Origin of the sequence: Paenirhodobacter sp. (assembly GCF_041916475.1) — a bacterium.
GTDB lineage: Bacteria > Pseudomonadota > Alphaproteobacteria > Rhodobacterales > Rhodobacteraceae > Rhodobacter.
Window position 1 is genome coordinate 52,060 of sequence record NZ_JAYRZN010000011.1, and the last position, 21,797, is coordinate 73,856.

General features: G+C 66.9%; 18 protein-coding genes, 1 tRNA gene and 2 pseudogenes. 12 read left to right on the forward strand and 9 right to left on the reverse strand.

Features of this window, described 5'->3' with window-relative positions:
• Nucleotides 1-20 precede the first annotated feature (20 nt).
• Nucleotides 21-1,159: pseudogene (locus ACOMG5_RS06555) on the forward strand (transposase).
• A gap of 240 nt (nucleotides 1,160-1,399) precedes the next feature.
• Here ACOMG5_RS06555 and ACOMG5_RS06560 read toward each other — a convergent pair.
• A complete protein-coding gene (locus ACOMG5_RS06560; RefSeq protein WP_420342995.1) occupies nucleotides 1,400-2,101 on the reverse strand; it encodes a response regulator transcription factor in 702 nt (233 codons plus the stop codon).
• Nucleotides 2,098-3,999, reverse strand: coding sequence for a PAS-domain containing protein (locus ACOMG5_RS06565; RefSeq protein ID WP_420342996.1), 1,902 nt, complete (start codon nucleotides 3,997-3,999; stop codon nucleotides 2,098-2,100). The genes ACOMG5_RS06560 and ACOMG5_RS06565 overlap by 4 nt, the downstream gene beginning before the upstream one ends.
• A gap of 201 nt (nucleotides 4,000-4,200) precedes the next feature.
• On the opposite strand from ACOMG5_RS06565, the gene ACOMG5_RS06570 reads away from it, so the two are divergent.
• The 8 genes from ACOMG5_RS06570 to ACOMG5_RS06605 all read left to right on the forward strand — a co-directional run bounded on the left by ACOMG5_RS06570 (nucleotide 4,201) and on the right by ACOMG5_RS06605 (nucleotide 13,140).
• Nucleotides 4,201-6,171: a long-chain fatty acid--CoA ligase gene (locus ACOMG5_RS06570; protein ID WP_420342997.1), complete on the forward strand. Its 1,971-nt coding sequence runs from the start codon at nucleotides 4,201-4,203 to the stop codon at nucleotides 6,169-6,171.
• Nucleotides 6,168-6,986: an ABC transporter ATP-binding protein gene (locus tag ACOMG5_RS06575; RefSeq protein ID WP_420342998.1), complete on the forward strand. Its 819-nt coding sequence runs from the start codon at nucleotides 6,168-6,170 to the stop codon at nucleotides 6,984-6,986. The genes ACOMG5_RS06570 and ACOMG5_RS06575 overlap by 4 nt, the downstream gene beginning before the upstream one ends.
• A 56-nt stretch (nucleotides 6,987-7,042) precedes the next feature.
• Entirely contained in the window at nucleotides 7,043-8,029 is a 987-nt protein-coding gene (locus tag ACOMG5_RS06580) for a branched-chain amino acid ABC transporter permease (protein WP_420342999.1), read from the forward strand.
• A 1-nt stretch (nucleotide 8,030) separates the two neighbouring features.
• On the forward strand, nucleotides 8,031-9,107 hold the full coding sequence (locus ACOMG5_RS06585) for a branched-chain amino acid ABC transporter permease (RefSeq protein WP_420343000.1): 1,077 nt from the start codon (nucleotides 8,031-8,033) through the stop codon (nucleotides 9,105-9,107).
• A 73-nt stretch (nucleotides 9,108-9,180) separates the two neighbouring features.
• Nucleotides 9,181-10,461 carry an ABC transporter substrate-binding protein gene (locus ACOMG5_RS06590; RefSeq protein ID WP_420343001.1) on the forward strand — a complete coding sequence of 427 codons (1,281 nt, stop codon included), beginning with the start codon at nucleotides 9,181-9,183 and terminating at the stop codon, nucleotides 10,459-10,461.
• 49 nt (nucleotides 10,462-10,510) lie between these two features.
• Complete coding sequence (locus ACOMG5_RS06595) at nucleotides 10,511-11,332, forward strand: ABC transporter ATP-binding protein (RefSeq protein WP_420343002.1); 822 nt, start codon at nucleotides 10,511-10,513, stop codon at nucleotides 11,330-11,332.
• 11 nt (nucleotides 11,333-11,343) lie between these two features.
• Nucleotides 11,344-12,561, forward strand: coding sequence for a phenylacetate--CoA ligase family protein (locus ACOMG5_RS06600; protein WP_420343003.1), 1,218 nt, complete (start codon nucleotides 11,344-11,346; stop codon nucleotides 12,559-12,561).
• 75 nt (nucleotides 12,562-12,636) lie between these two features.
• Nucleotides 12,637-13,140 (forward strand): DUF4405 domain-containing protein, encoded by a 504-nt coding sequence (locus tag ACOMG5_RS06605; RefSeq protein ID WP_420343004.1) that lies wholly within the window; start codon nucleotides 12,637-12,639, stop codon nucleotides 13,138-13,140.
• An 82-nt stretch (nucleotides 13,141-13,222) separates the two neighbouring features.
• Here the strand turns inward: ACOMG5_RS06605 and ykgO are convergent, their stop codons facing one another.
• Both ykgO and ACOMG5_RS06615 read right to left on the reverse strand, forming a co-directional pair.
• Nucleotides 13,223-13,348, reverse strand: coding sequence for a type B 50S ribosomal protein L36 (gene ykgO / locus ACOMG5_RS06610; protein WP_013069105.1), 126 nt, complete (start codon nucleotides 13,346-13,348; stop codon nucleotides 13,223-13,225).
• Nucleotides 13,349-13,416: 68 nt separating this feature from the next.
• A tRNA-Val gene (locus ACOMG5_RS06615) sits at nucleotides 13,417-13,491 on the reverse strand.
• Nucleotides 13,492-13,640: 149 nt separating this feature from the next.
• On the opposite strand from ACOMG5_RS06615, the gene ACOMG5_RS06620 reads away from it, so the two are divergent.
• Entirely contained in the window at nucleotides 13,641-14,507 is an 867-nt protein-coding gene (locus tag ACOMG5_RS06620) for an N-formylglutamate amidohydrolase (protein ID WP_420343005.1), read from the forward strand.
• On the opposite strand, the gene ACOMG5_RS06625 is transcribed toward ACOMG5_RS06620, so the two are convergent.
• Nucleotides 14,508-15,761 carry a DNA polymerase IV gene (locus ACOMG5_RS06625; RefSeq protein ID WP_420343006.1) on the reverse strand — a complete coding sequence of 418 codons (1,254 nt, stop codon included), beginning with the start codon at nucleotides 15,759-15,761 and terminating at the stop codon, nucleotides 14,508-14,510. It lies immediately after the preceding gene.
• Between the two features lie 24 nt (nucleotides 15,762-15,785).
• Nucleotides 15,786-16,178 (reverse strand): acyl-CoA thioesterase, encoded by a 393-nt coding sequence (locus ACOMG5_RS06630; protein WP_420343007.1) that lies wholly within the window; start codon nucleotides 16,176-16,178, stop codon nucleotides 15,786-15,788.
• A 155-nt stretch (nucleotides 16,179-16,333) separates the two neighbouring features.
• Between ACOMG5_RS06630 and ACOMG5_RS06635 the strand changes: the two genes are divergently transcribed.
• Complete coding sequence (locus ACOMG5_RS06635) at nucleotides 16,334-16,930, forward strand: DNA-3-methyladenine glycosylase I (RefSeq protein WP_420343008.1); 597 nt, start codon at nucleotides 16,334-16,336, stop codon at nucleotides 16,928-16,930.
• A 31-nt stretch (nucleotides 16,931-16,961) separates the two neighbouring features.
• Here ACOMG5_RS06635 and clpB read toward each other — a convergent pair whose 3' ends face one another.
• Nucleotides 16,962-19,574, reverse strand: a complete 2,613-nt coding sequence (gene clpB, locus ACOMG5_RS06640; RefSeq protein WP_420343009.1) for an ATP-dependent chaperone ClpB — start codon at nucleotides 19,572-19,574, stop codon at nucleotides 16,962-16,964.
• A gap of 225 nt (nucleotides 19,575-19,799) precedes the next feature.
• Between clpB and pyrF the strand changes: the two are divergent.
• A pseudogene (gene pyrF / locus ACOMG5_RS06645) lies at nucleotides 19,800-20,503 on the forward strand (orotidine-5'-phosphate decarboxylase).
• Nucleotides 20,504-20,609: 106 nt separating this feature from the next.
• Here the strand turns inward: pyrF and ACOMG5_RS06650 are convergent.
• Entirely contained in the window at nucleotides 20,610-20,876 is a 267-nt protein-coding gene (locus tag ACOMG5_RS06650; RefSeq protein ID WP_420343010.1) for an NfeD family protein, read from the reverse strand.
• Complete coding sequence (locus ACOMG5_RS06655; RefSeq protein WP_420343011.1) at nucleotides 20,876-21,757, reverse strand: SPFH domain-containing protein; 882 nt, start codon at nucleotides 21,755-21,757, stop codon at nucleotides 20,876-20,878. The genes ACOMG5_RS06650 and ACOMG5_RS06655 overlap by 1 nt, the downstream gene beginning before the upstream one ends.
• Nucleotides 21,758-21,797 lie beyond the last annotated feature (40 nt).

The window sequence follows — 21,797 nt, forward strand, 5'->3', positions numbered from 1 at the left end:
CCGAACCGCAAGGACCAGAGATGCAGCGCGGCGGGTTCACCGAAGACCCGATCATCGGCATTTTGAAGGAGCATGAGGCCGGGGTTTTTGTTGCCGATCTTGCCGCAAGCACGGCGTCAGCGCCGCGACCGGCTACAAATGGAAAGCCAAATATGGCGGCAGGGACGTCAGCGCGGCGAAGCGGCTGAAGGGCCTCGAGGACGAGAACGCGCGCCTGAAGCGGATGCCATGCTCGACACTGCTGCGCTGAAAGATCCCCTCGCAAAAAAGCTAGCGCGCGGCGCGAAGCGGCAAACGATCGCGCATCTGGTGGAGGGCCACGGGATGAGCGCGCGGCGGGCGTGCCGTGTGATCGGCTGTTGCCGGGAGACCGTGCGCTATGGGGTTGTCCGTCAGGATGACCCTGTGCTGCGCGCGCGGCTGAAGGAACTGGCCAAAGTCCGACGCCGGTTCGGCTATCGTCGGCTGCATGTGGTTCTTCGGCGCGCGGGCCTTGATCCCGATCACAAGCACCTGTTTCGCATCTGCCGTGGAGAGCAGGAGCCGGGGTGGGCGCAGGCGCGCCCTGGGCACACGGCCCCCGATGGGGCTGCCGCTGATACCGAACCGGCGCTGGTCATTGGATTCTGTGGCGGACCAACCGACGGATGGCCGTCGGTTCCGGATCATGACTGTGGTCGATGGCTGCCCCCGGGAATGCCGCGCCCTGATCGCCGGCACCTCGTTGTCGGGGGGGCGCGTGAATTGGCAGCCTTGTTCGATGCCCGCGGCAAAAGTGGTCAGCGATAGCGGGACCGCGTTCCCCTCGAACGCGGTCCTGAAGTTCGTGGAGAATCGCAAGTTTGAGTGGCACGATATTGCCCCCGGAAGGCCGATCCGGAATGCCTTCATCGAGAGCTTCAGCGCTCGTCTGCGTGCCGAGCTGTTGAATGCGGCCCTGCTCCCGTCGCGGCACCATGCCCGCGTCACGCTGGCCGTCTGGCACACCGACGACAACACAAAACGCCCCCACGCCCGCCCAGGTTGGCAGACGCCGGCCGCCTTCACCCCGCAACGGGGCCTGACGCTGCGCAAACCACGAAGCTCCGCGACAGCCCCCGTGGCCCACCCCGCCCACATCGGCAAAGCTCACACGCGCAGGCTCGCGCACGCTGGATAAAAGTGGGCAACGTCACAGTCTGGCCTGCTGCGCGCGACAGGGGTGGGGGCCCCGAAGACCTGGTGCCGAGAGATGTATCACTGTGAACCGCTGCGTGCCCTCCGCATCAGCCGCGGGCGCGCCTTTGATCCTGCCCGCACAGGCATAACCCGGACGGATTGCTGACCGGCGGCTGCCTCTGCGATATCCGCTCTTCGGGCGCAACTGTCACGTGCCAGCGCCTCACGACTGTGCTGGCTGTCAGCTCCAGCTGACGTCGCCGAGAAAGATATAGCCTGCGCCATAGATCGTCTTGATCAGGCGCGGGTTCTTCGGATCCTCGCCAAGCTTCGTGCGCAGCCGCGAAATCCGCACATCCATGGCCCGGTCGAAGCTCTCGCCCGCCACCCCGCCAAGCGATTGTTGCATCTGCGCGCGGGTGATCAGCCGGTTCGGCGCCTCCAGGAACAGCCGCAGCACCTCGCCCTCGGCATGGCTGAACGGGCTTTCGCCGCCATTGGCATCGACGAGCACATAGCGGTCGAAATGCGCGCGCATGCCGGCGAAATGCGCGACCTGCTGGGCGGGTGCCTCGGCGCGGGGCTTGCGCAGCCGGGCGCGGATCCGCGCCACCACTTCGGCCGGGTCGAAGGGCTTGATGATGTAATCGTCGGCGCCGAGCTCCAGCCCCGTCACCCGGTCCTGCACCTGCGCGCGGCCGGAGATGATGATGATCGCCGCGCCCGATTCCAGCGCCAGCCGGTGCACCAGCGCCAGCCCGTCACGGTCCGGCAGGCCCAGATCCACCAGGCACACATCGGGCTGGCTGCGCTTCAGCCCCGCCTCGAATTCGGTCGCGCGGGCATAGGCTGTGGTGCGGAACCCGGCCTCCTGCAGCGCATCCGACAGCATCCGGCGGATCTCGGGCTCGTCATCGAGGATCGCGACATGGGGTTGGGTCATCGTCCGGCTCCGGCAATCAGGGCGGAGAGCTCCGCGGCGGTGAAGGGCTTGTGCAGCACCGGGCAGGGCGCCTGCGCGCGCATCGGGTCGCCCGGCGGCAGCGAGGTCATCAGCACGGATGGCATGCCCTCGGGCAGGCCGCGCAGGAGATCGAGCCCGGTCGCGCGGCCGAGCTGGATATCGGAGAGGACGAAGCCGATCGCGGGCCCCATGCCGGGCAGCGCGATGAGCGTGAGCGCCTCCTCGACCGAAGCCGCCTCGATCACGCTGTGGCCGAGGCTGCGCAGCATTTCGCGCACCTCGGCGCGGATATCGCCATTGTCCTCGACCAACAGCACCAGCAGCGGCTCCGCCCGCACCTGCGCGAGCCGGAGCGGCAGCCGCAGCGCCACGCGCGCGCCCTCGTCGGTGTTGCGCAGCCTGACCGAGCCGCCCGCGATCTTGGTCTGGTCGTAGACCATGGAGAGGCCGAGGCCGGAGCCCTCGCCGCCCTTGGTGGTGAAGAACGGGTCGAGCGCGCGCTCCAGCGCCTCCTCGGAGAACCCCGGCCCGCTGTCCGATACGGTGATCTGGACCCAGGTGTCGCGTACGGCATGGGCCTCGATCCGGATCGTGCCGCCGCCCGGGCCCATCGCGTCGCGCGCGTTCAGGAGCAGGTTCAGCAGGCTGTCCTGCAAGGGCCCCGGATCGAGCAGAACCGGCGCATCGAGCCCGCCGACGAAGGTCTCGAGCCGCACGTTCGGGCCCAGGGCCGGCAGCGCCATCGCGGCGATATCCTCGATCAGGGGCCGCATTTCCACCGCCTGCGGGCGCAGCTCGCGCTTGCCGGAAATGGCGGCGATCCGATCGAGGAGCGTGCCCCCGCGCCGCGCTGCGGCCAGCGTCGCGCGGACGGTGTCGATCACTTCGGGCGGCAGGTCCGCGCGCCGCTCGATCCGGCCCTGCAGGCCGAGAATCACGGTCAGCAAGTTGGCGAAATCATGCGCGAGGCCGGAGGTGAGCTGGGTTGCCAGTTCGCGCTTCGCCGTCTGGGTGATGGCGGCGCGGGCCTGCGATTCATGGGTGACATCGGTGGAGAGCACATAGACCCCGCCCTCGGGCGCGAGATCGGGGGTCAGCGCGATGCGTACCCGCCGCCCCGAAGGGGTATGGCTGATCTCGAACACCTGCGCCGCGCCGGCGAGCGCCTTTTCCAGATAGGGGCGGATCTTCTTGGCGGTGTCGTGCCCCAGGGCCTGGGCCATGGTGCGCCCGACCGGATCGGCCTGCGAGCCGGGCATCACCGCCGTCACCCGCCGGTTCGAAAACGTATAGACCAGATCGCGGCCGATATGGGCGATATGGGCGGGCATCATTTCCGTCACCTGCCGGGTGCGGGCCTCGATCGCGGTCAGCTCGCGCTTGGCTTCCTCCAGCGCGGAGATGGTGGCGGCGAGCGCGCGGTTCGCGGCGGCCAGCCGCTCCGCATGGGTCAGCAGCTGGCCCGAGAGCTCCTCCGAACGCGCCCGCAGCAGCGTCTCCTGCGTCTTGATCGCGGTGATGTCAGTATAGACGGTGACCCAGCCGCCCTGCGGCAGCGGCGCGCCTTCCACGGAAATGGTGCGGCCATTGGCGCGCAGGCGCTCCATGTAATGCGGCTCGAAGGCGCGCGCGGCCTCCACCCGGCTGCGCACCGCCTCCTCCAGATCGTCCACCGCGCCATATTCGCCGCGGGTAACCAGATAGCGGATCGTTTCCTCGAAGGAGGTGCCGGGCCGGATCAGCGCGTCGGGCAGATCGAACATCAGCTGGTATGGCCGGTTCGAGACCGCGAGCCGCAGCTCGCTGTCGAAGATCGACAGGGCCTGCCCGATCAGGTTCAGCCCCGCCTGTGTCAGCCGTTCGCGCTCGTCGTTCATCACATTCTCCCCAGCGAATGGGTAGCACCCCGCGCCCGGCGCGCAAAGCCTCGATCCCGCCATTCGCGGCCGGAAAGAATTCGTAAGATTCCGGAAAAACTCCGGCAAAACTCCGCCGTCAGCTTGCCCGGAGAGCAGCCAAGGGAAGAGGAGCCCGCGGCCGCGCAGGGGCGCCGGGCCATCCGGCACGAGGGAGGACACATGGCTGACGCATCGGCGGCAGAGCAATCTGCGCATTCGATTCCCGCGCTGCTGGCGCGGAACGTCGCGCGGCTCGGGAATGCGCCCGCGTACCGGGAAAAGGAATTCGGGATCTGGCAGAGCTGGACCTGGGCCCAGGCCAATGCCGAGATCCGGGCGCTGGCGCTCGGCTTTCTGAGCCTGGGCGTGGAGCGGGGCGACCATATCGCCATCATCGGGCGCAACCGCCCGGCACATTACTGGTCCATGGTGGCGGCGCAGATGTGCGGCGCAGTGCCGGTGCCGCTGTATCAGGACGCTGTGGCCGAGGAGATGGCCTATGTGCTGGACAATTGCGGCGCGAAATTCGTGGTCTGCGGCGATCAGGAGCAGGTCGACAAGATCGTCGAGGTCGAGGACCGGCTGCATGCGATCCAGCATGTGATCTATACCGACAAGCGCGGCATGCGGAAATACGACCACAGCCGCATGAACGCGATGGAAGACGTGATCGCCGAGGGCAAGGCCGGGCATTACCGCTATGAGGCGGACCTGGAGGCGCGGATCGGCGAGCTGACCTACGAGTCCACTTGTGTGATGCTTTATACCTCCGGCACCACCGGCAAGCCCAAGGGCGTGGTGCTTTCCAACCGCAACGTGATCGAGACGGCGAAGAACTCCTGCGCCTTCGACAAGCTCTCGCGGCGCGAGGAGATCGTGGCCTATCTGCCGATGGCCTGGGTGGGGGATTTCATCTTCTCCGTCGGGCAGGCCTATTGGGAAGGCTTCACGGTGAACTGCCCGGAAAGCGCCGCGACGATGATGACCGACCTGCGCGAGATCGGGCCGACCTATTTCTTCGCCCCGCCGCGCGTGTTCGAGGGCCAGCTCACGCAGGTGATGATCCGCATGGAGGATGCGGGCCGGTTCAAGAAATGGCTGTTCGACCATTACATGGCGGTGGCGCGCCGGGTGGGCCCGGCGATCCTCGACGGGAATTCCGTGGGCCTGATGGACCGGCTCCGCTACATGCTGGGCGATCTGTTCATCTATGGCCCGCTGAAGAACACGCTGGGCTACAGCCGGATCCGCGTGGGCTATACCGCGGGCGAAGCGATCGGGCCGGAGATCTTCGATTTCTACCGCGCGCTCGGGATCAACCTGAAGCAGCTCTATGGCCAGACCGAGGCCACGGTGTTCATCACCCAGCAGCCCGATGGCCAGGTGCGCTCGGATACGGTGGGCGTGCCCTCGCCGGGCGTAGAGGTGAAGATCGGTGATAACGGCGAGGTCTATTACCGCAGCCCGGGCACTTTCGTGGAATATTACAAGAACCCCGAGAGCACCGCCTCCACCAAGGATGCGGAGGGCTGGGTCGCCACGGGCGATGCGGGCTTCTTCGAGGAAGGCACCGGGCATCTGCGCATCATCGACCGGGCGAAAGATGTCGGCAAGCTCTCCGACGGGCGGCTGTTCGCGCCGAAATACGTTGAGAACAAGCTGAAGTTCTACCCGACGATCCTGGAGGCGGTGGTCTTCGGCAATGGCCGCGACCGCTGCACCGCCTTCATCAACATCGACCTGACCGCGGTGGGCAACTGGGCCGAGCGCAACAACATCGCCTATGCCTCCTACCAGGAGCTGGCCGGGCATCCGAAGGTCTATGAGATGATCCGCGGCCATATCGACGAGGTGAATGCCGCGATCGCGCAGGATCCGATGCTGTCGGGCTGCCAGATCCACCGCTTCCTGATCCTGCACAAGGAGCTCGACGCCGATGACGGCGAGATGACCCGGACCCGCAAGGTGCGCCGCAATATCGTCGCCGAGAAATACGCGGATCTGATCGACGCGCTCTATGCGGGCAAGGACAGCATCTACACCGAAACCGAGGTCACCTACGAGGATGGCCGCAAGGGCGCGATCAAGGCGACGCTGACGCTCGCGGATGCGGATGTCGTGCCAACGAGCTACCGGGAGGCGGCGGAATGAAGGACATTCAGGACGGCCTGGTCACCGCCGACGGGCGCCGGATCGGCTCCGTGGTGATGGAGCTGAAGAACATCACCCTGAAATTCGGTGGCGTGACCGCGATCAAGGACATTTCGTTCAACATCCGCGAAGGCGAGATCCGCGCGATCATCGGCCCGAACGGGGCGGGCAAGTCCTCGATGCTGAACGTGATCTCGGGCTTCTATGTGCCGACGGAGGGCGAAGTCTGGTATCGCGGCGAGCGCCGCCCGGCGATGCGGCCCTATCAGGTGGCGAGCCTCGGCATCGCCCGCACCTTCCAGAACATCGCGCTGTTCGACGGGATGTCAGTCCTGGACAACATCATGACCGGGCGGCTGACGCTGATGAAATCGGGGCTGTTCTCGCAGGCGCTGTGGTGGGGCCGGGCGCAGAAGGAAGAGGAAGAGCACCGCGAAAAGGTCGAGAAGATCATTGATTTTCTTGAAATCCAGAATATTCGGAAAACGCCGGTGGGGCGCCTGCCCTATGGCCTGAAAAAACGGGTGGAGCTCGCGCGTGCGCTGGCCGCCGAGCCCAAGATCCTGCTGCTGGACGAGCCGATGGCCGGCATGAACGTCGAGGAGAAGGAGGACATGTGCCGCTTCATCCTCGATGTGAACGACGAATTCGGCACCACCACCGTGCTGATCGAGCACGACATGGGCGTGGTGATGGACCTGTCGGACCGGGTGGTGGTGATGGATTACGGCCGCAAGATCGGTGATGGCCCGCCCGACGAGGTCCGCAGCAACCAGGACGTCATCGACGCCTATCTGGGGGTGGCCCATGGCTGACCGCTCCGTTTCTCTCAAAAGCCCGCGCTTCGGGCATCTGATCCCGGGAGGCACCGATGCCTGACCAACTGCTCTATGCGATGGAGGTCACCCTGAACGGCCTGATGGCCGGGGTGATGTATGCGCTCGTGGCCCTCGGCTTCGTGCTGATCTACAAGGCCTCGGGCATCTTCAACTATGCCCAGGGCGTGCTGGCGCTGTTTGCGGCGCTGACGCTGGTGGGCATCCAGCAGGGGCAGGTGCCCTTCGCCCATCTGATCAATGCCGTCACCGGCCTGCATGTGACCCATTTCGGCTGGACGGTGCCCTCGGTGATCGCCATCGTGCTCAGCGGCGCGGTGATGGTGGGCCTTGCGGTCATCATCGAGAAGCTGGTGCTGCACCATCTGGTGGGCCAGCCGCCGATCATCCTGTTCATGGCGACGATCGGGCTGGCTTATTTCCTCGAAGGCTTCGGCGACGTGATGTGGGGCGCCGATATCAAGACGCTCGACGTGGGTCTGCCGCAGGGCCTGAACGAAACCATCGAATCACTCACCAACGACCTGTTCGGCTATGGCTTCTTCATCGACAACCTCGATGTGGTGGCGGCCCTTGTCGCGGTGGCGCTGGTCGCGGCGCTGACGCTGTTCAGCCAGTACTCCAAGCAGGGCCGCGCGCTGCGCGCCGTGGCCGACGACCACCAGGCGGCGCTCTCGGTGGGCATCTCGCTGCGCTTCATCTGGGTGCTGGTCTGGTCGATCGCGGGCTTCGTGGCGCTGGTCGCGGGCATCATGTGGGGCTCCAAATCCGGTGTGCAGTTCTCGCTCAGCCTGATCGCGCTGAAGGCGCTGCCGGTGCTGATGCTGGGCGGCTTCACCTCGATCCCGGGCGCCATCGTCGGCGGGCTGATCATCGGCATGGGTGAGAAACTGTTCGAGTTTTTCGTGGGCCCGCTGATCGGCGGCGCGACGGAAAACTGGTTCGCCTATGTGCTGGCCCTGCTGTTCCTCGTCTTCCGTCCGCAGGGCCTGTTCGGCGAGCGGATCATCGAAAGGGTCTGACATGTTCTACCGTGAAGCAGGCGATTTCAAAACCACCTACCGGGCCGACAGCCAGACCTTCCCGATCAAGTTCGACCGGCTGCGCTTCTATGCCGTGCTCGCCGTGGCCTATGGGGTGGTGCCGTTCCTGATCAACGATTACTGGGCCAATGCCGTATTCGTGCCCTTCCTGATCTATGCGATCGCGGCGATCGGGCTCAATGTCCTCGTGGGCTATGCGGGCCAGGTCAGCCTCGGCACCGGCGGCTTCATGGCGGTAGGGGCCTATGCGGTCTACAAGCTGATGACCAGCTTCCCCGAAGTGCCATTCATGATCCATGTCGTCATCGCGGGGGCCATCACGGCGGTCGTGGGCGTGCTGTTCGGCCTGCCTTCGCTGCGCATCAAGGGCTTTTATCTGGCCGTGGCCACGCTCGCGGCGCAGTTCTTCCTGGTGTGGCTCTTCAACAAGGTGCCTTGGTTCTACAACTACTCCGCCTCCGGCCAGATCACCGCGCCCGACCGCACCATGTTCGGCGTCTTCGTCACCGGCGCGCAGACCACCGCCGCGGCCAAATACACCTTCTGCCTCGTGGTACTCACCGCGGTGGCGCTGATCGCGCGGAACCTGACGCGCGGCACGGTGGGCCGCAAGTGGATGGCCATCCGCGACATGGACATCGCGGCCGAAATCATCGGGGTGAACCCGCTGACCACCAAGATCACCGCCTTCGCCGTCTCGTCGTTCTTCATCGGCATCGCCGGGGCGCTGTTCTTCGCGGTCTATCTCGGCGCGGCCGAGGTGGGCGAGGCCTTCGGGATCAACAAGAGCTTCCTGATCCTGTTCATGGTCATCATCGGCGGGCTGGGCAGCATCTTCGGCTCCTTTGCGGGCGCGGCCTTCCTGGTGCTGCTGCCGGTGCTGCTGAAGAACCTGCTCGTGGGCACGCTGGGCTGGCCCACGGACCTTGCGGCTCATATCGAGCTGATGATCGTGGGGGCGCTCATCGTCGTGTTCCTGATCGCCGAGCCGCACGGGCTGAACCAGCTGTGGCGGGTGGCGAAGGAGAAGCTGCGGCTCTGGCCGTTCCCGCACTGACGCGACGCCCCCGTATCCGGGATGCGAGGAGGCACCCCACAACCTTAGGACAGTCTCTGGGAGGAGAACCCGAATGAAGAAGACCTTCACTGCGCTCGCCGTCGCGGCGCTCACGGCGACCCCGGCGCTGGCCGACCTCGTCGTGCCGAACCTGAGCTACCGCACCGGGCCGTTCGCCGCCGGGGGCATCCCCTATGCCGATGGCTTCAACGACTATTTCACCTTGCTGAACGAGCGCGACGGCGGCATCGGCGGCGAGAAGGTGCAGGTGCCGGAATGTGAGACCGCCTATAATACCGAAAAGGGCGTGGAGTGCTACGAGAGCACCAAGGGCAAGGGCGCGCTCGTGTACAACCCGCTCTCTACCGGCATCACCTATCAGCTGATCCCCAAGGTCACGGCCGACAAGATTCCGCTTTATACCCCGGGTTATGGCCGGACTTCGGCCGCGAATGGCAAGGTGTTCGAATGGGTGTTCAACTACCCGGCGAACTACTGGGACGGCGCCTCCGTCGCGGTGAAATACATGCTGGAGAAGGAGGGCGGCAGCCTCGAGGGCAAGAAGGTCGCGCTGCTGTATCACAACTCCGCCTATGGCAAGGAGCCGCTGCGCACGCTCGAGGAGCTGTCGAAGAAGCACGGGTTCAAGCTCGTCACCCTGCCGATCGACAGCCCCGGCCAGGAGCAGAAATCGCAATGGCTGCAGGTGCGCCGCGACAAGCCGGATTACGTCGTGTTCTGGGGCTGGGGGGTGATGAACTCGGTCGCGGTGCAGGAGGCGGCAAACATCAAGTTCCCGATGGACCATTTCATCGGCAACTGGTGGTCCGGCTCGGAGAATGACGTGAAATCCGCGGGCAAGGGCGCCAATGGCTACAAATCTCTGGCCTTCCACGGTGTCGGCACGGATTACCCGATCTATACCGACCTGAAGAAATACGTCTATGACGCGGGCAAGGCCTCGGGCGCGGGCGATCAGGTGGGCACCGTGGTCTATTCGCGCGGCATGTATGCGGCGGTGGTCATTGCCGAGGCGATCCGCAAGGCGCAGGAGCTGGCCGGCCATGCGGCCATCACCGCGCCCGAGCTGCGCAATGGCTTCGAGGCGCTGGAGATCACCGATGCGCGGATGGAAGAGCTGGGCCTGAAGGGCTTCGGCCAGGCCTTCGCCGCCAGCTGCGCCGATCACGGCGGGCCGGGCAGCGCGATGATCCAGCAATGGGACGCCACCGCCGGAAAATGGTCGCTGATCACCGATTTCATCGCGCCCGACAAGGACGTTCTGGATCCGCTGATCGCCGAGGATTCCGCGGCTTATGCCAAGGAAGCAGGCATCACCGAGCGCTGCAACTGACGTGACCTCCCCGGCCTTCGGGCCGGGGTTCCACCCCGGAGGACAACCGATGCTCGACGCAGGCAAGCCCGAGACACTGCTCGAAGTGAACAATATCGAGGTGATCTACAACCACGTCATCCTCGTGCTGAAGGGTGTGAGCCTTTCGGTGCCGAAGGGCGGTATCACCGCGCTTCTGGGCGGGAATGGCGCGGGCAAGACCACCACGCTGAAGGCAATATCGAACCTGCTGCATTCCGAGCGCGGCGAGGTGACCAAGGGCGCCATCGTCTATCGTGGCGACAAGGTGCAGGACATGTCGCCCGCGGATCTGGTGCGCAAGGGCGTGATCCAGGTGATGGAGGGGCGCCACTGCTTCGAGCACCTGACCGTGGAAGAGAACCTGATGACCGGCGCCTATACCCGCACCGACGGGCGCGCCGCCGTCACCCGCGATCTGGAGATGGTCTACAATTATTTCCCGCGGCTGAAGACCCGGCGCAAATCGCAGGCGGGCTATACCTCGGGGGGCGAGCAGCAGATGGTCGCGATGGGCCGGGCGCTGATGAGCCGGCCGGAGATGATCTTGCTGGATGAGCCCTCGATGGGCCTCGCGCCGCAGCTGGTGGAGCAGATCTTCGAGATCGTGAAGGCGGTGAACGAGGGCGAGGGCGTGACCTTCCTGCTGGCAGAGCAGAATACCAACGTCGCACTGCGCTATGCCCATTACGGCTATATCCTGGAATCGGGCCGGGTGGTGATGGACGGCCCCGCCGCCGCGCTGCGCGAGAACCCGGATGTGAAGGAATTCTACCTGGGCATGTCGGATGAAGGCCGCAAATCCTTCCGCGACGTGCGCAGCTACCGCCGCCGCAAGCGCTGGCTGGCCTGAGGAGAGAGCGAATGACCCATTACGACGCGCTGGAGACCCGGTCGGAGGACGAACGCGAGGCGGCGCTGGCGCGGGATCTGCCGCAGGCGATCGCGCAGGCGCTGCGGGCGCCGGGGCTGGCCGCGCATCTGGGCGGGGTCGAGGCGGCGGCGGTCACCGGGCGCGCGGCGCTGGCCCGGCTGCCCGTCCTGCGCAAATCGGACCTCGGCGCGGCGCAAAAGCGCGCGGCGCCCTTCGGCGGGCTGACGGTGAAGCCCGCCTCCGGCTTTGCCCATGTGTTTCAGTCCCCGGGCCCGATCTATGAGCCGGGCGATGTCGCGCGCGACTGGTGGCGGCTCGGCCGGTTCCTGTTTGCCTCGGGCGTGGGCGCGGGCGATATCGTGCACAACTGTTTCGGCTATCATCTGACCCCGGCGGGAATGATGTTCGAATCGGGGGCGCGGGCGGTGGGTGCGGCGGTCCTGCCCGCGGGCACTGGCCAGACCGAGCTGCAGGTGCGCGCGGCCGCCGATATCGGCACCACGGCCTATGCCGGCACGCCCGATTTCCTGAAGGTGATTCTCGACAAGGCCGATCAGATGGGGGTGGAGCTTGCCATTGCCAAGGCGGTGGTGAGCGGCGGCGCCCTGTTCCCGAGCCTGCGGCAGGAATACATGGACCGCGGCATCGCCTGCCGGCAGTGCTATGCCACTGCGGATGTCGGCCACATCGCCTATGAGAGCGCGGCGATGGAGGGCATGATCCTCGACGAGGGCGTGATCGTGGAGATCGTGCGCCCGGGCACCGGCGACCCGGTTCCCGATGGCGAGGTGGGCGAGGTGGTGATCACCACGCTGAACCCGGATTACCCGCTGGTGCGCTTCGCGACCGGGGACCTGAGCGCGATCATGCCCGGGGTTTCGCCCTGTGGGCGCACGAACCGGCGCATCCGCGGCTGGCTCGGCCGCGCCGACCAGACCACCAAGATCAAGGGCATGTTCGTGCGGCCCGAGCAGGTGGCGGCCTTCGTCTCGGCGCATCCGGAGGTGACGCGTGCGCGCGTGGTCGCGACCCGCGACGGGGAGATGGATGTGATGACCATCCGCATCGAGACCGAGGGCCATGACCCGGGCCGCTATGCGGGCGGCGTCGTCGAGGCGCTGAAGCTGAAGGGCACGATCGAGCTGGTGGCGCCCGGCAGCCTGCCCAACGACGGCAAGGTGATCGAGGATCTGCGCAAATACGATTGAGCGACGGATCCGGCGCCCGGATCCGTGTCATGTCCGACCCCGCGCCACTATCGGCGCCCAACGGACGTGCAAGATATGAAAGCGTTTCTCCTCCGCTACGCCACCCCCCTGATTACCGGGCTGTTTCTGGTCTCGTTGATCTCGGGGGTGGCGTTGTTTTTCCACATCGGCAGCGTCGCGTTCCACGGCATGCATGAATGGCTCAGCATGGTGCTGATTCTGCCTTTCGGGCTGCATCTGTGGAAGAACTGGCGGCCGATGACGGCCTATTTCCGCCGCCCGCCCATGGCTGCGGCGCTGGCGGTCTCGGTGCTTGCGGCGGTGCTGTTCGTGCTGCCCACGCTTGGCGGCTCTGCGGGGGCGGGCGGTCGGCCGCCGCAATTCGCGGTGGCGCAGAAGCTGCTGAATGCCTCGGTGCACGATGTCGCACCGGCGATGGGGATGCAGACCGATGCGCTGATCGCGCAGCTGCGGGCGGCGGGCATGCCGGTCGCCACCGAAACCCAGACGCTGGCACAGGTGGCCGAGGCCGCGGGCCTCGCGCCCACGGCGGCGCTCACGGCTCTGGCGGGGCAATAGCCCCCGCCGCTTCTGGCGGGTAAAAGGAAAAGGCCGTGCGGGTTTCCCTGCACGGCCTTTGAAATTTGCTGCCCGAAGCGGATCAGCCCTGACGGGCCTTGAAGCGCTTCTGCGTCTTGTTGATCACGTAGACGCGGCCCTTGCGGCGCACGATCTGGCAATCGCGATGACGCTGCTTGAGCGAGCGGAGCGAGTTGCGGACCTTCATCGGTCTTCCTCCTGGTCGCGGCGCGCGTGCGCCTTGAAACAGATATGCCCCCCGGAGGGAGCGGCGAATGGTGGGCGGTACTGGGATCGAACCAGTGACCCCTACGATGTCAACGTAGTGCTCTACCGCTGAGCTAACCGCCCTTGACCTTTGCGATTCTCTGTCCGGACATGCATCCGGGACCGGGAACCGCTTGGGTTTGGGGGTCTATAAAAGGACTCGGTTTCCCTTGCAAGAGGCTTTTGGCGGGAAATCAAATCGGTGTAGGCTGTCTGCTGAAGATGGAGTGTGGATGCCCATTGCCGAGGAAGACAAGCGGCCCTACAGGCTGATCCGTCCGGTAAGGATGACGACCGGCGTGGTGTTTTCCTCGCCGCATTCCGGGCGTGATTATCCGGCCCAGCTGATTGCGCGCTCGGTTCTGGACGCGCGCAGGCTGCGCTCCTCCGAAGATGCCTTCGTGGATGCTCTGCTGGCGCCGGCGCCCGAAGAGGGTGCGGCGCTGCTCGCGGCGCGGCTGCCGCGGGCCTGGGTCGATCTGAACCGGGCGGAGGACGAGCTCGATCCGGCGCTGATCGAGGGGCTGCCGCGCAGCCCGCGCGGCCCGCGGGTGATGGCGGGGCTCGGGGTGATTCCCCGCGTCGTCTCCGGCAACCGGCAGATCTATGCGGGCAAGATTTCGCGAACCGAAGCCGAGGCGCGGCTGGCCGAAGTGTGGCGGCCCTGGCACATGGCGCTCGCGGGGCTGCTGGGCGAGGCGCGGGCGGGGTTCGGCCGGGCGCTTCTGCTCGATGTGCATTCGATGCCCTCGGAGGCGACGGAGCAGATGGGCACGCGCCGGCCGGATATCGTGCTGGGCGATCGCTTCGGCGCTTCGGCGCGCTCGGAGGTGACGGCGGCGGTGGATGCGGTGTTCACCGGGCTCGGGCTGCGGGTGGCGCGCAACAATCCCTTCGCCGGGGCCTATATCACGCAGCGCTACGGCCGCCCGGCCGAGGGCATCGACGTGGTGCAGATCGAGATCAACCGCGCGCTGTATCTGGACGAGGAGCGCGTCGAGCCGGGCGCGGATTATGCGGATTTCGTGGCGCTGATGGCGCGCGCGGTGGCGGGGCTGGCGGAAATTGGCCGCGACGGGCGGCGGATGGCCGCGGAATGATCAGAGCCCGCGGCCACGGCTGATCGCTTCCTTGCCGAAGCGTGCGCGGATCCGGTCCATGGCGCGCTCGGCGCCGGCCCGGGCGCCCGCCTGCGGATCAAGCAGATCGCCCACCGGGTCGCGCCCGTCGGCCGCCGTCAGATCGGTATAGCCCGCCCCGATCAGCCGGAACGGCCCCTTTTCCGGCAGCGCCGCCAGCAGCCCCTGCGTCACCCGAAACAGCGTATCGGCCAGCTGCGAGGGCTCCTCCAGCCGCTGCTGCCGCGAGAGCGCCGAGAAATCCGCCCGGCGCAGCTTCAGCGTGGCGGTGCGGCCCTGCAGGCCCTTGGCTTTCATCCGGTCGGCGGCCTGTTCGCACAGCACCCACAGATGCCGCTCAAGGGCTGCGCGGTCGCTGATGTCGGTGTCGAAGGTGGTCTCCTTGGAGACCGATTTCAGCGGCGCATCGGGGGTGACGCGGCGGTGATCCTCGCCATGGGAGAGCTGCCACAGCCGCTCGCCCGAAGGCCCGAGCCGCTCCACCAGCCGCCGCAGCCCGGCGCGGCGCACATCGGCCAGCGTGCGCAGCCCGGCCCGGCCCAGCGTGGCCCGGGTGGCCTCGCCCACGCCCCACAGGATCGAGACCGGCTTGTCGCGCAGGAAATCTGCCGTCTCCGCCCGGCCGATCACCGAAAACCCGCGCGGCTTGTCCAGATCGGAGGCGATCTTGGCCAGGAACTTGTTGTGCGACAGGCCGATGGAGACGGTGACGCCGAGCTCCGCCTCGATCTCATGCGCCAGCCGCGCCATCTGCAGCGCGGGCGGCGCGTGGTGCAGCCGCTCGGTGCCGGTGAGATCGAGAAACGCTTCATCGAGCGAGAGCGGCTCGATCAGCGGCGTGAGCGCCGCCATCCGCTCCCGGATCGCGCGCGATACTTCGGCATAATGGGCGGTGCGCGGGCGGATCACCACCGCATCGGGGCAGAGCTTCAGCGCCTGGAACATCGGCATGGCCGAGCGCACGCCCGAGATCCGCGCGATATAGCAGCAGGTGGAGACCACCCCGCGCGTGCCGCCGCCCACGATCACCGGGCGGCTCGCAAGCTCCGGGTTGTCGCGCTTCTCCACCGAGGCATAGAAGCTGTCGCAATCCAGATGCGCGACGGAGAGCTGCATCAGTTCCGGATGCGCAACCATCCGCCCCCGGCCGCAGCGCGGGCAGCGCGCGGGGGCGGTGTCGAACAGGCTCAGGCAATCGCGGCACAGGGCGGGCATGGCCGCAGTTTATCGCGCCCGGGCTCAGGCGGGAAGATCGACCGGACGCGGACGGCCCTCGGCATCGACGGCGATCATGGTGAAGCGCGCCTCGGTCACCTTTTCGCGCAGCGCGGTATAGGCGCGCCGGGCCCAGACCTCGATCCGGATCACCATCGAGGTGCGGCCGATCTGATCCACCGCAGTATAGACGCACAGCGTATCGCCGACCTTGACCGGCTTCTTGAACACGATCTCGTTGGCGGCGATGGTCACGGTGCGGCCATTGCAGCGCTCATTGGCGCGGATCGCCGCGGCAAGGTCCATCTGCGACATCACCCAGCCGCCGAAAATATCGCCGGCAGCATTGGTATCGGCGGGCATCGCCAGGGTGCGCAGGGTCAGTTCCATGCCCTCGGGGGTGTGCAGGTCGCTCATCTGATGTTCCTTTCTGCCTCCCGGCCGCAGATTTGGCATGCGGGGCACCGGCCTACAAGGCGCGCGGCCGGGAAGCCGCCTTGCATCGGCGTTGACGCGGGGCGGCAGATGGTGAACATTGCGTGAACTTTTGTAGCCGCTGCATGGAGGAAGACATGGCCCTGTTCACCGGAGAGGATGGCCGCGCGCGCTGCGGCTGGTGCGCGGCGACGCCGGGCTATGTGCAGTATCACGACCATGAATGGGGCTTTCCCGTCACCGACGACATCCGCCTGTTCGAGAAGCTCTGCCTCGAGGGTTTCCAGTCCGGGCTGAGCTGGCGCACCATTCTGGAGAAGCGCGAGAATTTCCGCGCGGCCTTTGCGGGCTTCGATTTCCGGAAGGTGGCGGAGTTCGGGCCCGAGGACGTGGAGCGGCTCCTGCAGGACAAGGGCATCGTGCGCCACCGCGGCAAGATCGAGGCGACGATCAACAATGCCCGGCGCGCCTGCGAGATGGTCGCCGAGGAGGGCTCGCTCGCGGCTTTCCTGTGGCGCTATGAGGAGACGGAACCGGGCGGCGTGGTGCGCCCGACATCGCCGCTTTCGGAGGCGCTCTCGAAGGAGCTGCGCAAGCGCGGCTGGAAATTCGTGGGGCCGACGACGGTCTATGCCTTCATGCAGGCGATGGGGCTGGTGAACGACCATGCCGAGGGCTGCGCCGTCCGCGCGGAGGTTGCGGCGCGCCGGGCGGCGGCGGCCGTGCCGAAATAGCGAAAGGGGCGGGTTTCCCCGCCCCTGCGTATCATTGCAGCACCGCATCCTCGGGCCGGGCCTGCGCCGTGGGCGCCACGCGCCCGCCGACGATGAGCCCCTCCGGCCCGGCCGAAACCGCGACCGTGGCGCCATCCAGTACCTCGCCCGAGAGGATCAGCTCCGCCAGCGGGTCCTGCAGCGTGCGCTGGATCACCCGCTTCAGCGGCCGCGCGCCATAGACCGGATCGTAGCCTTCATCGGCGAGCCACATCAGCGCCGCCGGATCCAGCTCCAGCGCGATCTTGCGCGCCGCGAGGCGTTTCTCCAGCCGGCGCAGCTGGATCTCGACGATGCCGTCCATGTTCTTGCGCGTCAGCCGGTCGAAGATCACCATCTCGTCGAGGCGGTTCAGGAATTCGGGGCGGAAATGCGCCCGCACCGCCTGCATCACCTCGGCCTTGGCCACCGCGCTGTCGTTGCCCTCGGGCAGCTGGCTCAGCGCCTGGCTGCCGAGGTTCGAGGTCAGGATGATCAGCGTCTGCTTGAAGTCCACGGTGCGGCCCTGGCCATCGGTCAGCTGGCCGTCATCGAGCACCTGCAACAGCACGTTGAACACATCGGGATGCGCCTTCTCCACCTCGTCGAACAGCACGACCTGATAAGGCCTGCGCCGCACGGCCTCGGTCAAAACCCCGCCCTCATCATAGCCGACATAGCCGGGCGGGGCGCCGATCAGCCGGGCCACGGAGTGTTTCTCCATGAATTCCGACATGTCGATGCGCACCATCGCGGTATCGTCGTCGAACAGGTATTCGGCCACGGCCTTGGTCAACTCGGTCTTGCCGACGCCGGTCGGGCCAAGGAACAGGAAGCTGCCCAGCGGCCGGTTCTCGTCGTTCAGGCCCGCGCGCGCGCGGCGCACGGCATTGGCCACCGCGGTGATCGCCGCATCCTGGCCGATGACCCGCTTGTGCAGCTCCTCTTCCATCTTCAGCAGCTTCTCGCGCTCGCCCTCCAGCATCTTGGAGGTGGGAATGCCGGTCCAGCGCTCCACCACTTCGGCGATCTGCTCGGGGCGCACCGCTTCCGAGACCATCGCGCCCTCGGACTGGTCTGCCTCGGCCAGATGCTTCTCCAGCTCCGGGATCCGGCCGTATTGCAGCTCGCCCGCCTTGGCGAAATTGCCCTCGCGCTTGGCCTGATCGAGCTCGGCGCGGGCCTTCTCCAGATCCGCCTTCAGGTCGCGGGTGGATTCGAGCTTGTCGCGCTCGGCCTGCCATTTCGCCGTCATCGTGGCGGAGCGCTCCTGCAGCTCCGACAGCTCACGCTCCAGCGTTTCCAGCCGGTCGCGGGAGGCGGCATCGTCCTCCTTGCGCAGCGCCTCGGCCTCGATCTGCTTTTGCAGGATCTCGCGATCCAGCGCATCGAGCTCCTCGGGCTTGCTGTCCACTTCCATGCGCAGGCGGCTCGCGGCCTCGTCCACGAGGTCGATCGCCTTGTCGGGCAGGAATCGGTCGGTGATGTAGCGGTGGCTGAGCGTCGCCGCGGCCACGAGAGCGCTGTCGGAAATCTTTACCCCGTGATGGAGCTCGTATTTCTCCTTGATGCCGCGCAGGATGGAGATCGTGTCCTCCACCGTGGGCTCGTTCACGAACACCGGCTGGAACCGGCGGGCCAGGGCCGCATCCTTCTCCACATATTTGCGGTATTCATCGAGCGTGGTTGCGCCCACGCAGTGCAGCTCGCCCCGCGCCAGCGCCGGCTTGATCAGGTTCGCGGCATCCATCGCGCCATCGGTCTTGCCCGCGCCCACCAGGGTGTGGATCTCGTCGATGAACAGGATGATCTCGCCGGTCGCGGCCTCGATCTCCTTCAGGATCGCCTTCAGCCGCTCCTCGAATTCGCCGCGGTATTTCGCGCCTGCGATCAGCGAACCCATATCCAGCGCCATCAGCTTCTTGTTGCGCAGGCTTTCGGGCACGTCGCCGTTCACGATGCGCAGCGCGAGGCCCTCCGCGATCGCGGTCTTGCCCACGCCCGGCTCGCCGATCAGGATCGGGTTGTTTTTCGTGCGCCGGCTCAGCACCTGCATCGCGCGGCGGATTTCCTCGTCGCGCCCGATGATCGGGTCGATCTTGCCCTGTTCGGCAGCCTCGGTCAGGTCGCGGGCATATTTCTTCAGCGCGTCATAGCCTTCTTCGGCCGAGGCACTGTCGGCGGTGCGGCCTTTGCGCAGGTCGTTGATCGCGGCGTTCAGCTTCTGCGCCGTCACCGCGCCCGCATCGAGCGCATCTTTTGCCCGGGTATTGACCATGGCCAGCGCCATCAGGATCCGTTCCACCGGAACGAAGCTGTCGCCCGCCTTCTGGGCGATCTTCTCGGCCTCGTCCAGCACGCGCACCAGCGATTGCTCGACATAGACCTGCCCATCGCCGCCCGAAACCTTCGGCAGCTTCGAGACTGTCAGATCGACCGCCTCCTGCACCCGCTGCGGCTCGCCGCCCGCGCGGCGGATCAGGTTCGAGGACAGGCCCTGATCGTCATCCATCAATGCTTTCAGCAGATGTTCGGGAACGACGCGCTGATGGCCTTCGCGCATCGCGATGGTCTGGGCGGCCTGAATGAAGCCGCGCGACCGCTCCGTGAACTTTTCCATGTTCATGCGGAAATCTCCTTTTCTGAAGCCCCCGGGGGAAATAGGCGCCCGCATCGGCGGCGCGCCCGGAACCGGGTCTTGAGCCAGAATTGGTCCCCCCGGCGCGAGGCTTCAAGGGGGCGCCCGGCCCGCTGCGGAAAAAATATGCGCCGCGCGCGGAGGGTCGGCTTTTCCTTGACCGGGCCGGGCAACGGGGGCAAAAGACGGCCGTTTATCAACCCGGAGCCCGCCATGACCCTGCCTGCAGACCACCGCCTGATCGTAGCCCTCGATGTGCCGAATGCGCTGGCGGGGCTGGAGCTTGCCCGGCAGCTCGGGGACAGCGTCTCCTTCTACAAGATCGGGCTCGGCATGCTCACGGGCGGCGGGCTCGCGCTCGCGCATGAGCTGAAGGCCGATATGGGCAAGAAGATCTTCCTCGACATGAAGTTCTTCGACATCGGCGCCACGGTGGAGGCCGCGGTGCGCGGCATCGCGCGCTACGATCTGGATTTCCTGACCGTGCATGGCGACCCCTATGTGGTGCAGGCGGCAAAGGCTGGCGCGGCGGGATCGGGGCTGAAGATCCTCGCGGTGACGATCCTGACCTCGCTCGACCGGGCCGGTCTCGATGGCGCGCTGCTGCGGGCGGGGGATGTGAAGGATCTGGTGGTGGAGCGCGCGGCGCGGGCATTCGAGGCGGGGGCGGATGGCGTCATCGCGAGCCCGCGCGAGGCCGCCGCCATCCGCGCGCTGCCGCAGGCGGCGGGGCGGCTGATCGTGACGCCCGGGTGCGGCCCGCAGGCGCGGAGCTTGGCGATCAGAAGCGGGTGGAGACCCCGGCCGCGGCGCTGCGCGCGGGGGCGGATCATCTGGTCGTCGGGCGCCCGATCTGGAAGGCCGCGGATCCGGCAGCGGCGGCGCAGGCGATCCTGAGCGAGATCCGCGGGATCTGAGCTGCGCCAGCACCGCCGCGCAAATCTGAGCGCGCGCTGCGGCCTCTGCGGCCGCAGGCGGGTGGAGTGGCTTTCCGTGCGATGCGGGCAGCCGCCGCGCCCGGGGTCAGTTGTCGTTGATGTCGCGGTGCCAGACCTTGCGCTGGCCGCGCCGCACGCCCGCGATCCGGCGCAGCGCCAGCCAGGCCAGCACCGAAAGCGCCGCCAGCGCGCAGAGCATCGCGGGAAGGCTCGTGAGCAGCCCGGCCCAGATCAGCGCGCCGGTGGCCACCGCGCCCACCGCAAAGCCCAGCAGGTAGAACCCGGGCAGCAGCATTTCGGCCAGCGCGAGGCCCAGGCCCAGCACCATCCAGAGCCAGGGTTCGCGCCACATCAGGCCTTCCCCCGGAACTGCGCAAAGGCGTCCTTGAAGGCATCGAGGGCGGCTGCGGGCAGCAGCACCACCTGTTTGCCCGGCCCCTTGCCCACCTCGGTGAGCGCCTCCACCTGCTTCAGCGCGACCTGGTATTGCACCGCTTCCAGCCCGTTCTTCGCGATCGCCGTGGCGATGACCTCGGTCGCATAGGCCTCGGCCTCGGCGGTGATGCGCTTGGCCTTCGCCTGCTGCTCGGCGGCATAGAGATCGGCGTCGGCCGCGAGCTCCACCGCGCGGCGGCGGCCCTCGGCCTCGGTCACCTGTGCGCGCCGGGCGCGCTCCGCATTCAGCTGCTGCAGCATCGCCGCGCGGGTGGCCTCGTCGAGGTTCACATCGAGAATCTCCACCCGGGTCACCTCGATGCCCCAGTCATCGACCATATCGGCGAGGTTGCCCTGAATGGTGCCGATCAGGCTGGCGCGATTGGATTGCACCGCATCGAGCTCCATCCGGCCGATTTCGGCGCGCACGATGCCGGCCACGGTGGTGGCGATGGCGCCGTCCACATCGCGGATGCGGTACACCGTCTTCTCCGGCTCGATGATCCGATAGAAGACCGAGGTCTCCACCTGCACCAGCACGTTGTCGGCGGTGATCGCGTCCTGCCGGGTGGCGGGCAACATCCGCTCCAGCACGGAGATCCGGTGCGCGACGCGGTCCAGGAGCGGCACGATGAAGTTGATGCCCGGCCCCAGCACCGCATGCAGCCGCCCGAAACGCTCGACCACATGCTTTTCGGATTGCGGCACGATCCGCACGCCCAGGAAGACCGCGACGATCAGCAGCGCGGCGATGGCGATCAGGACGGCATTTTCGCCGATCAGGGTTTCGAAGTTCATGGTGCCTCCCGGGGTTCGCGCGATGATAGGCGGGCGGGGG

Excerpts from the sequence above, each read along its gene's own strand:
- ACOMG5_RS06655 (WP_420343011.1), bottom strand. The coding sequence starts at position 21,757 with ATGAACTTCGAAACCCTGATCGGCGAAAATGCCGTCCTGATCGCCATC.
- ACOMG5_RS06580 (WP_420342999.1), top strand. The coding sequence starts at position 7,043 with ATGCCTGACCAACTGCTCTATGCGATGGAGGTCACCCTGAACGGCCTG.
- ykgO (WP_013069105.1), bottom strand. The coding sequence starts at position 13,348 with ATGAAGGTCCGCAACTCGCTCCGCTCGCTCAAGCAGCGTCATCGCGAT.
- ACOMG5_RS06570 (WP_420342997.1), top strand. The coding sequence starts at position 4,201 with ATGGCTGACGCATCGGCGGCAGAGCAATCTGCGCATTCGATTCCCGCG.
- ACOMG5_RS06650 (WP_420343010.1), bottom strand. The coding sequence starts at position 20,876 with ATGTGGCGCGAACCCTGGCTCTGGATGGTGCTGGGCCTGGGCCTCGCG.
- ACOMG5_RS06590 (WP_420343001.1), top strand. The coding sequence starts at position 9,181 with ATGAAGAAGACCTTCACTGCGCTCGCCGTCGCGGCGCTCACGGCGACC.
- ACOMG5_RS06605 (WP_420343004.1), top strand. The coding sequence starts at position 12,637 with ATGAAAGCGTTTCTCCTCCGCTACGCCACCCCCCTGATTACCGGGCTG.
- ACOMG5_RS06565 (WP_420342996.1), bottom strand. The coding sequence starts at position 3,999 with ATGAACGACGAGCGCGAACGGCTGACACAGGCGGGGCTGAACCTGATC.
- ACOMG5_RS06625 (WP_420343006.1), bottom strand. The coding sequence starts at position 15,761 with ATGCCCGCCCTGTGCCGCGATTGCCTGAGCCTGTTCGACACCGCCCCC.
- ACOMG5_RS06560 (WP_420342995.1), bottom strand. The coding sequence starts at position 2,101 with ATGACCCAACCCCATGTCGCGATCCTCGATGACGAGCCCGAGATCCGC.
- ACOMG5_RS06600 (WP_420343003.1), top strand. The coding sequence starts at position 11,344 with ATGACCCATTACGACGCGCTGGAGACCCGGTCGGAGGACGAACGCGAG.
- ACOMG5_RS06575 (WP_420342998.1), top strand. The coding sequence starts at position 6,168 with ATGAAGGACATTCAGGACGGCCTGGTCACCGCCGACGGGCGCCGGATC.
- ACOMG5_RS06635 (WP_420343008.1), top strand. The coding sequence starts at position 16,334 with ATGGCCCTGTTCACCGGAGAGGATGGCCGCGCGCGCTGCGGCTGGTGC.
- ACOMG5_RS06620 (WP_420343005.1), top strand. The coding sequence starts at position 13,641 with ATGCCCATTGCCGAGGAAGACAAGCGGCCCTACAGGCTGATCCGTCCG.
- clpB (WP_420343009.1), bottom strand. The coding sequence starts at position 19,574 with ATGAACATGGAAAAGTTCACGGAGCGGTCGCGCGGCTTCATTCAGGCC.
- ACOMG5_RS06585 (WP_420343000.1), top strand. The coding sequence starts at position 8,031 with ATGTTCTACCGTGAAGCAGGCGATTTCAAAACCACCTACCGGGCCGAC.
- ACOMG5_RS06595 (WP_420343002.1), top strand. The coding sequence starts at position 10,511 with ATGCTCGACGCAGGCAAGCCCGAGACACTGCTCGAAGTGAACAATATC.
- ACOMG5_RS06630 (WP_420343007.1), bottom strand. The coding sequence starts at position 16,178 with ATGAGCGACCTGCACACCCCCGAGGGCATGGAACTGACCCTGCGCACC.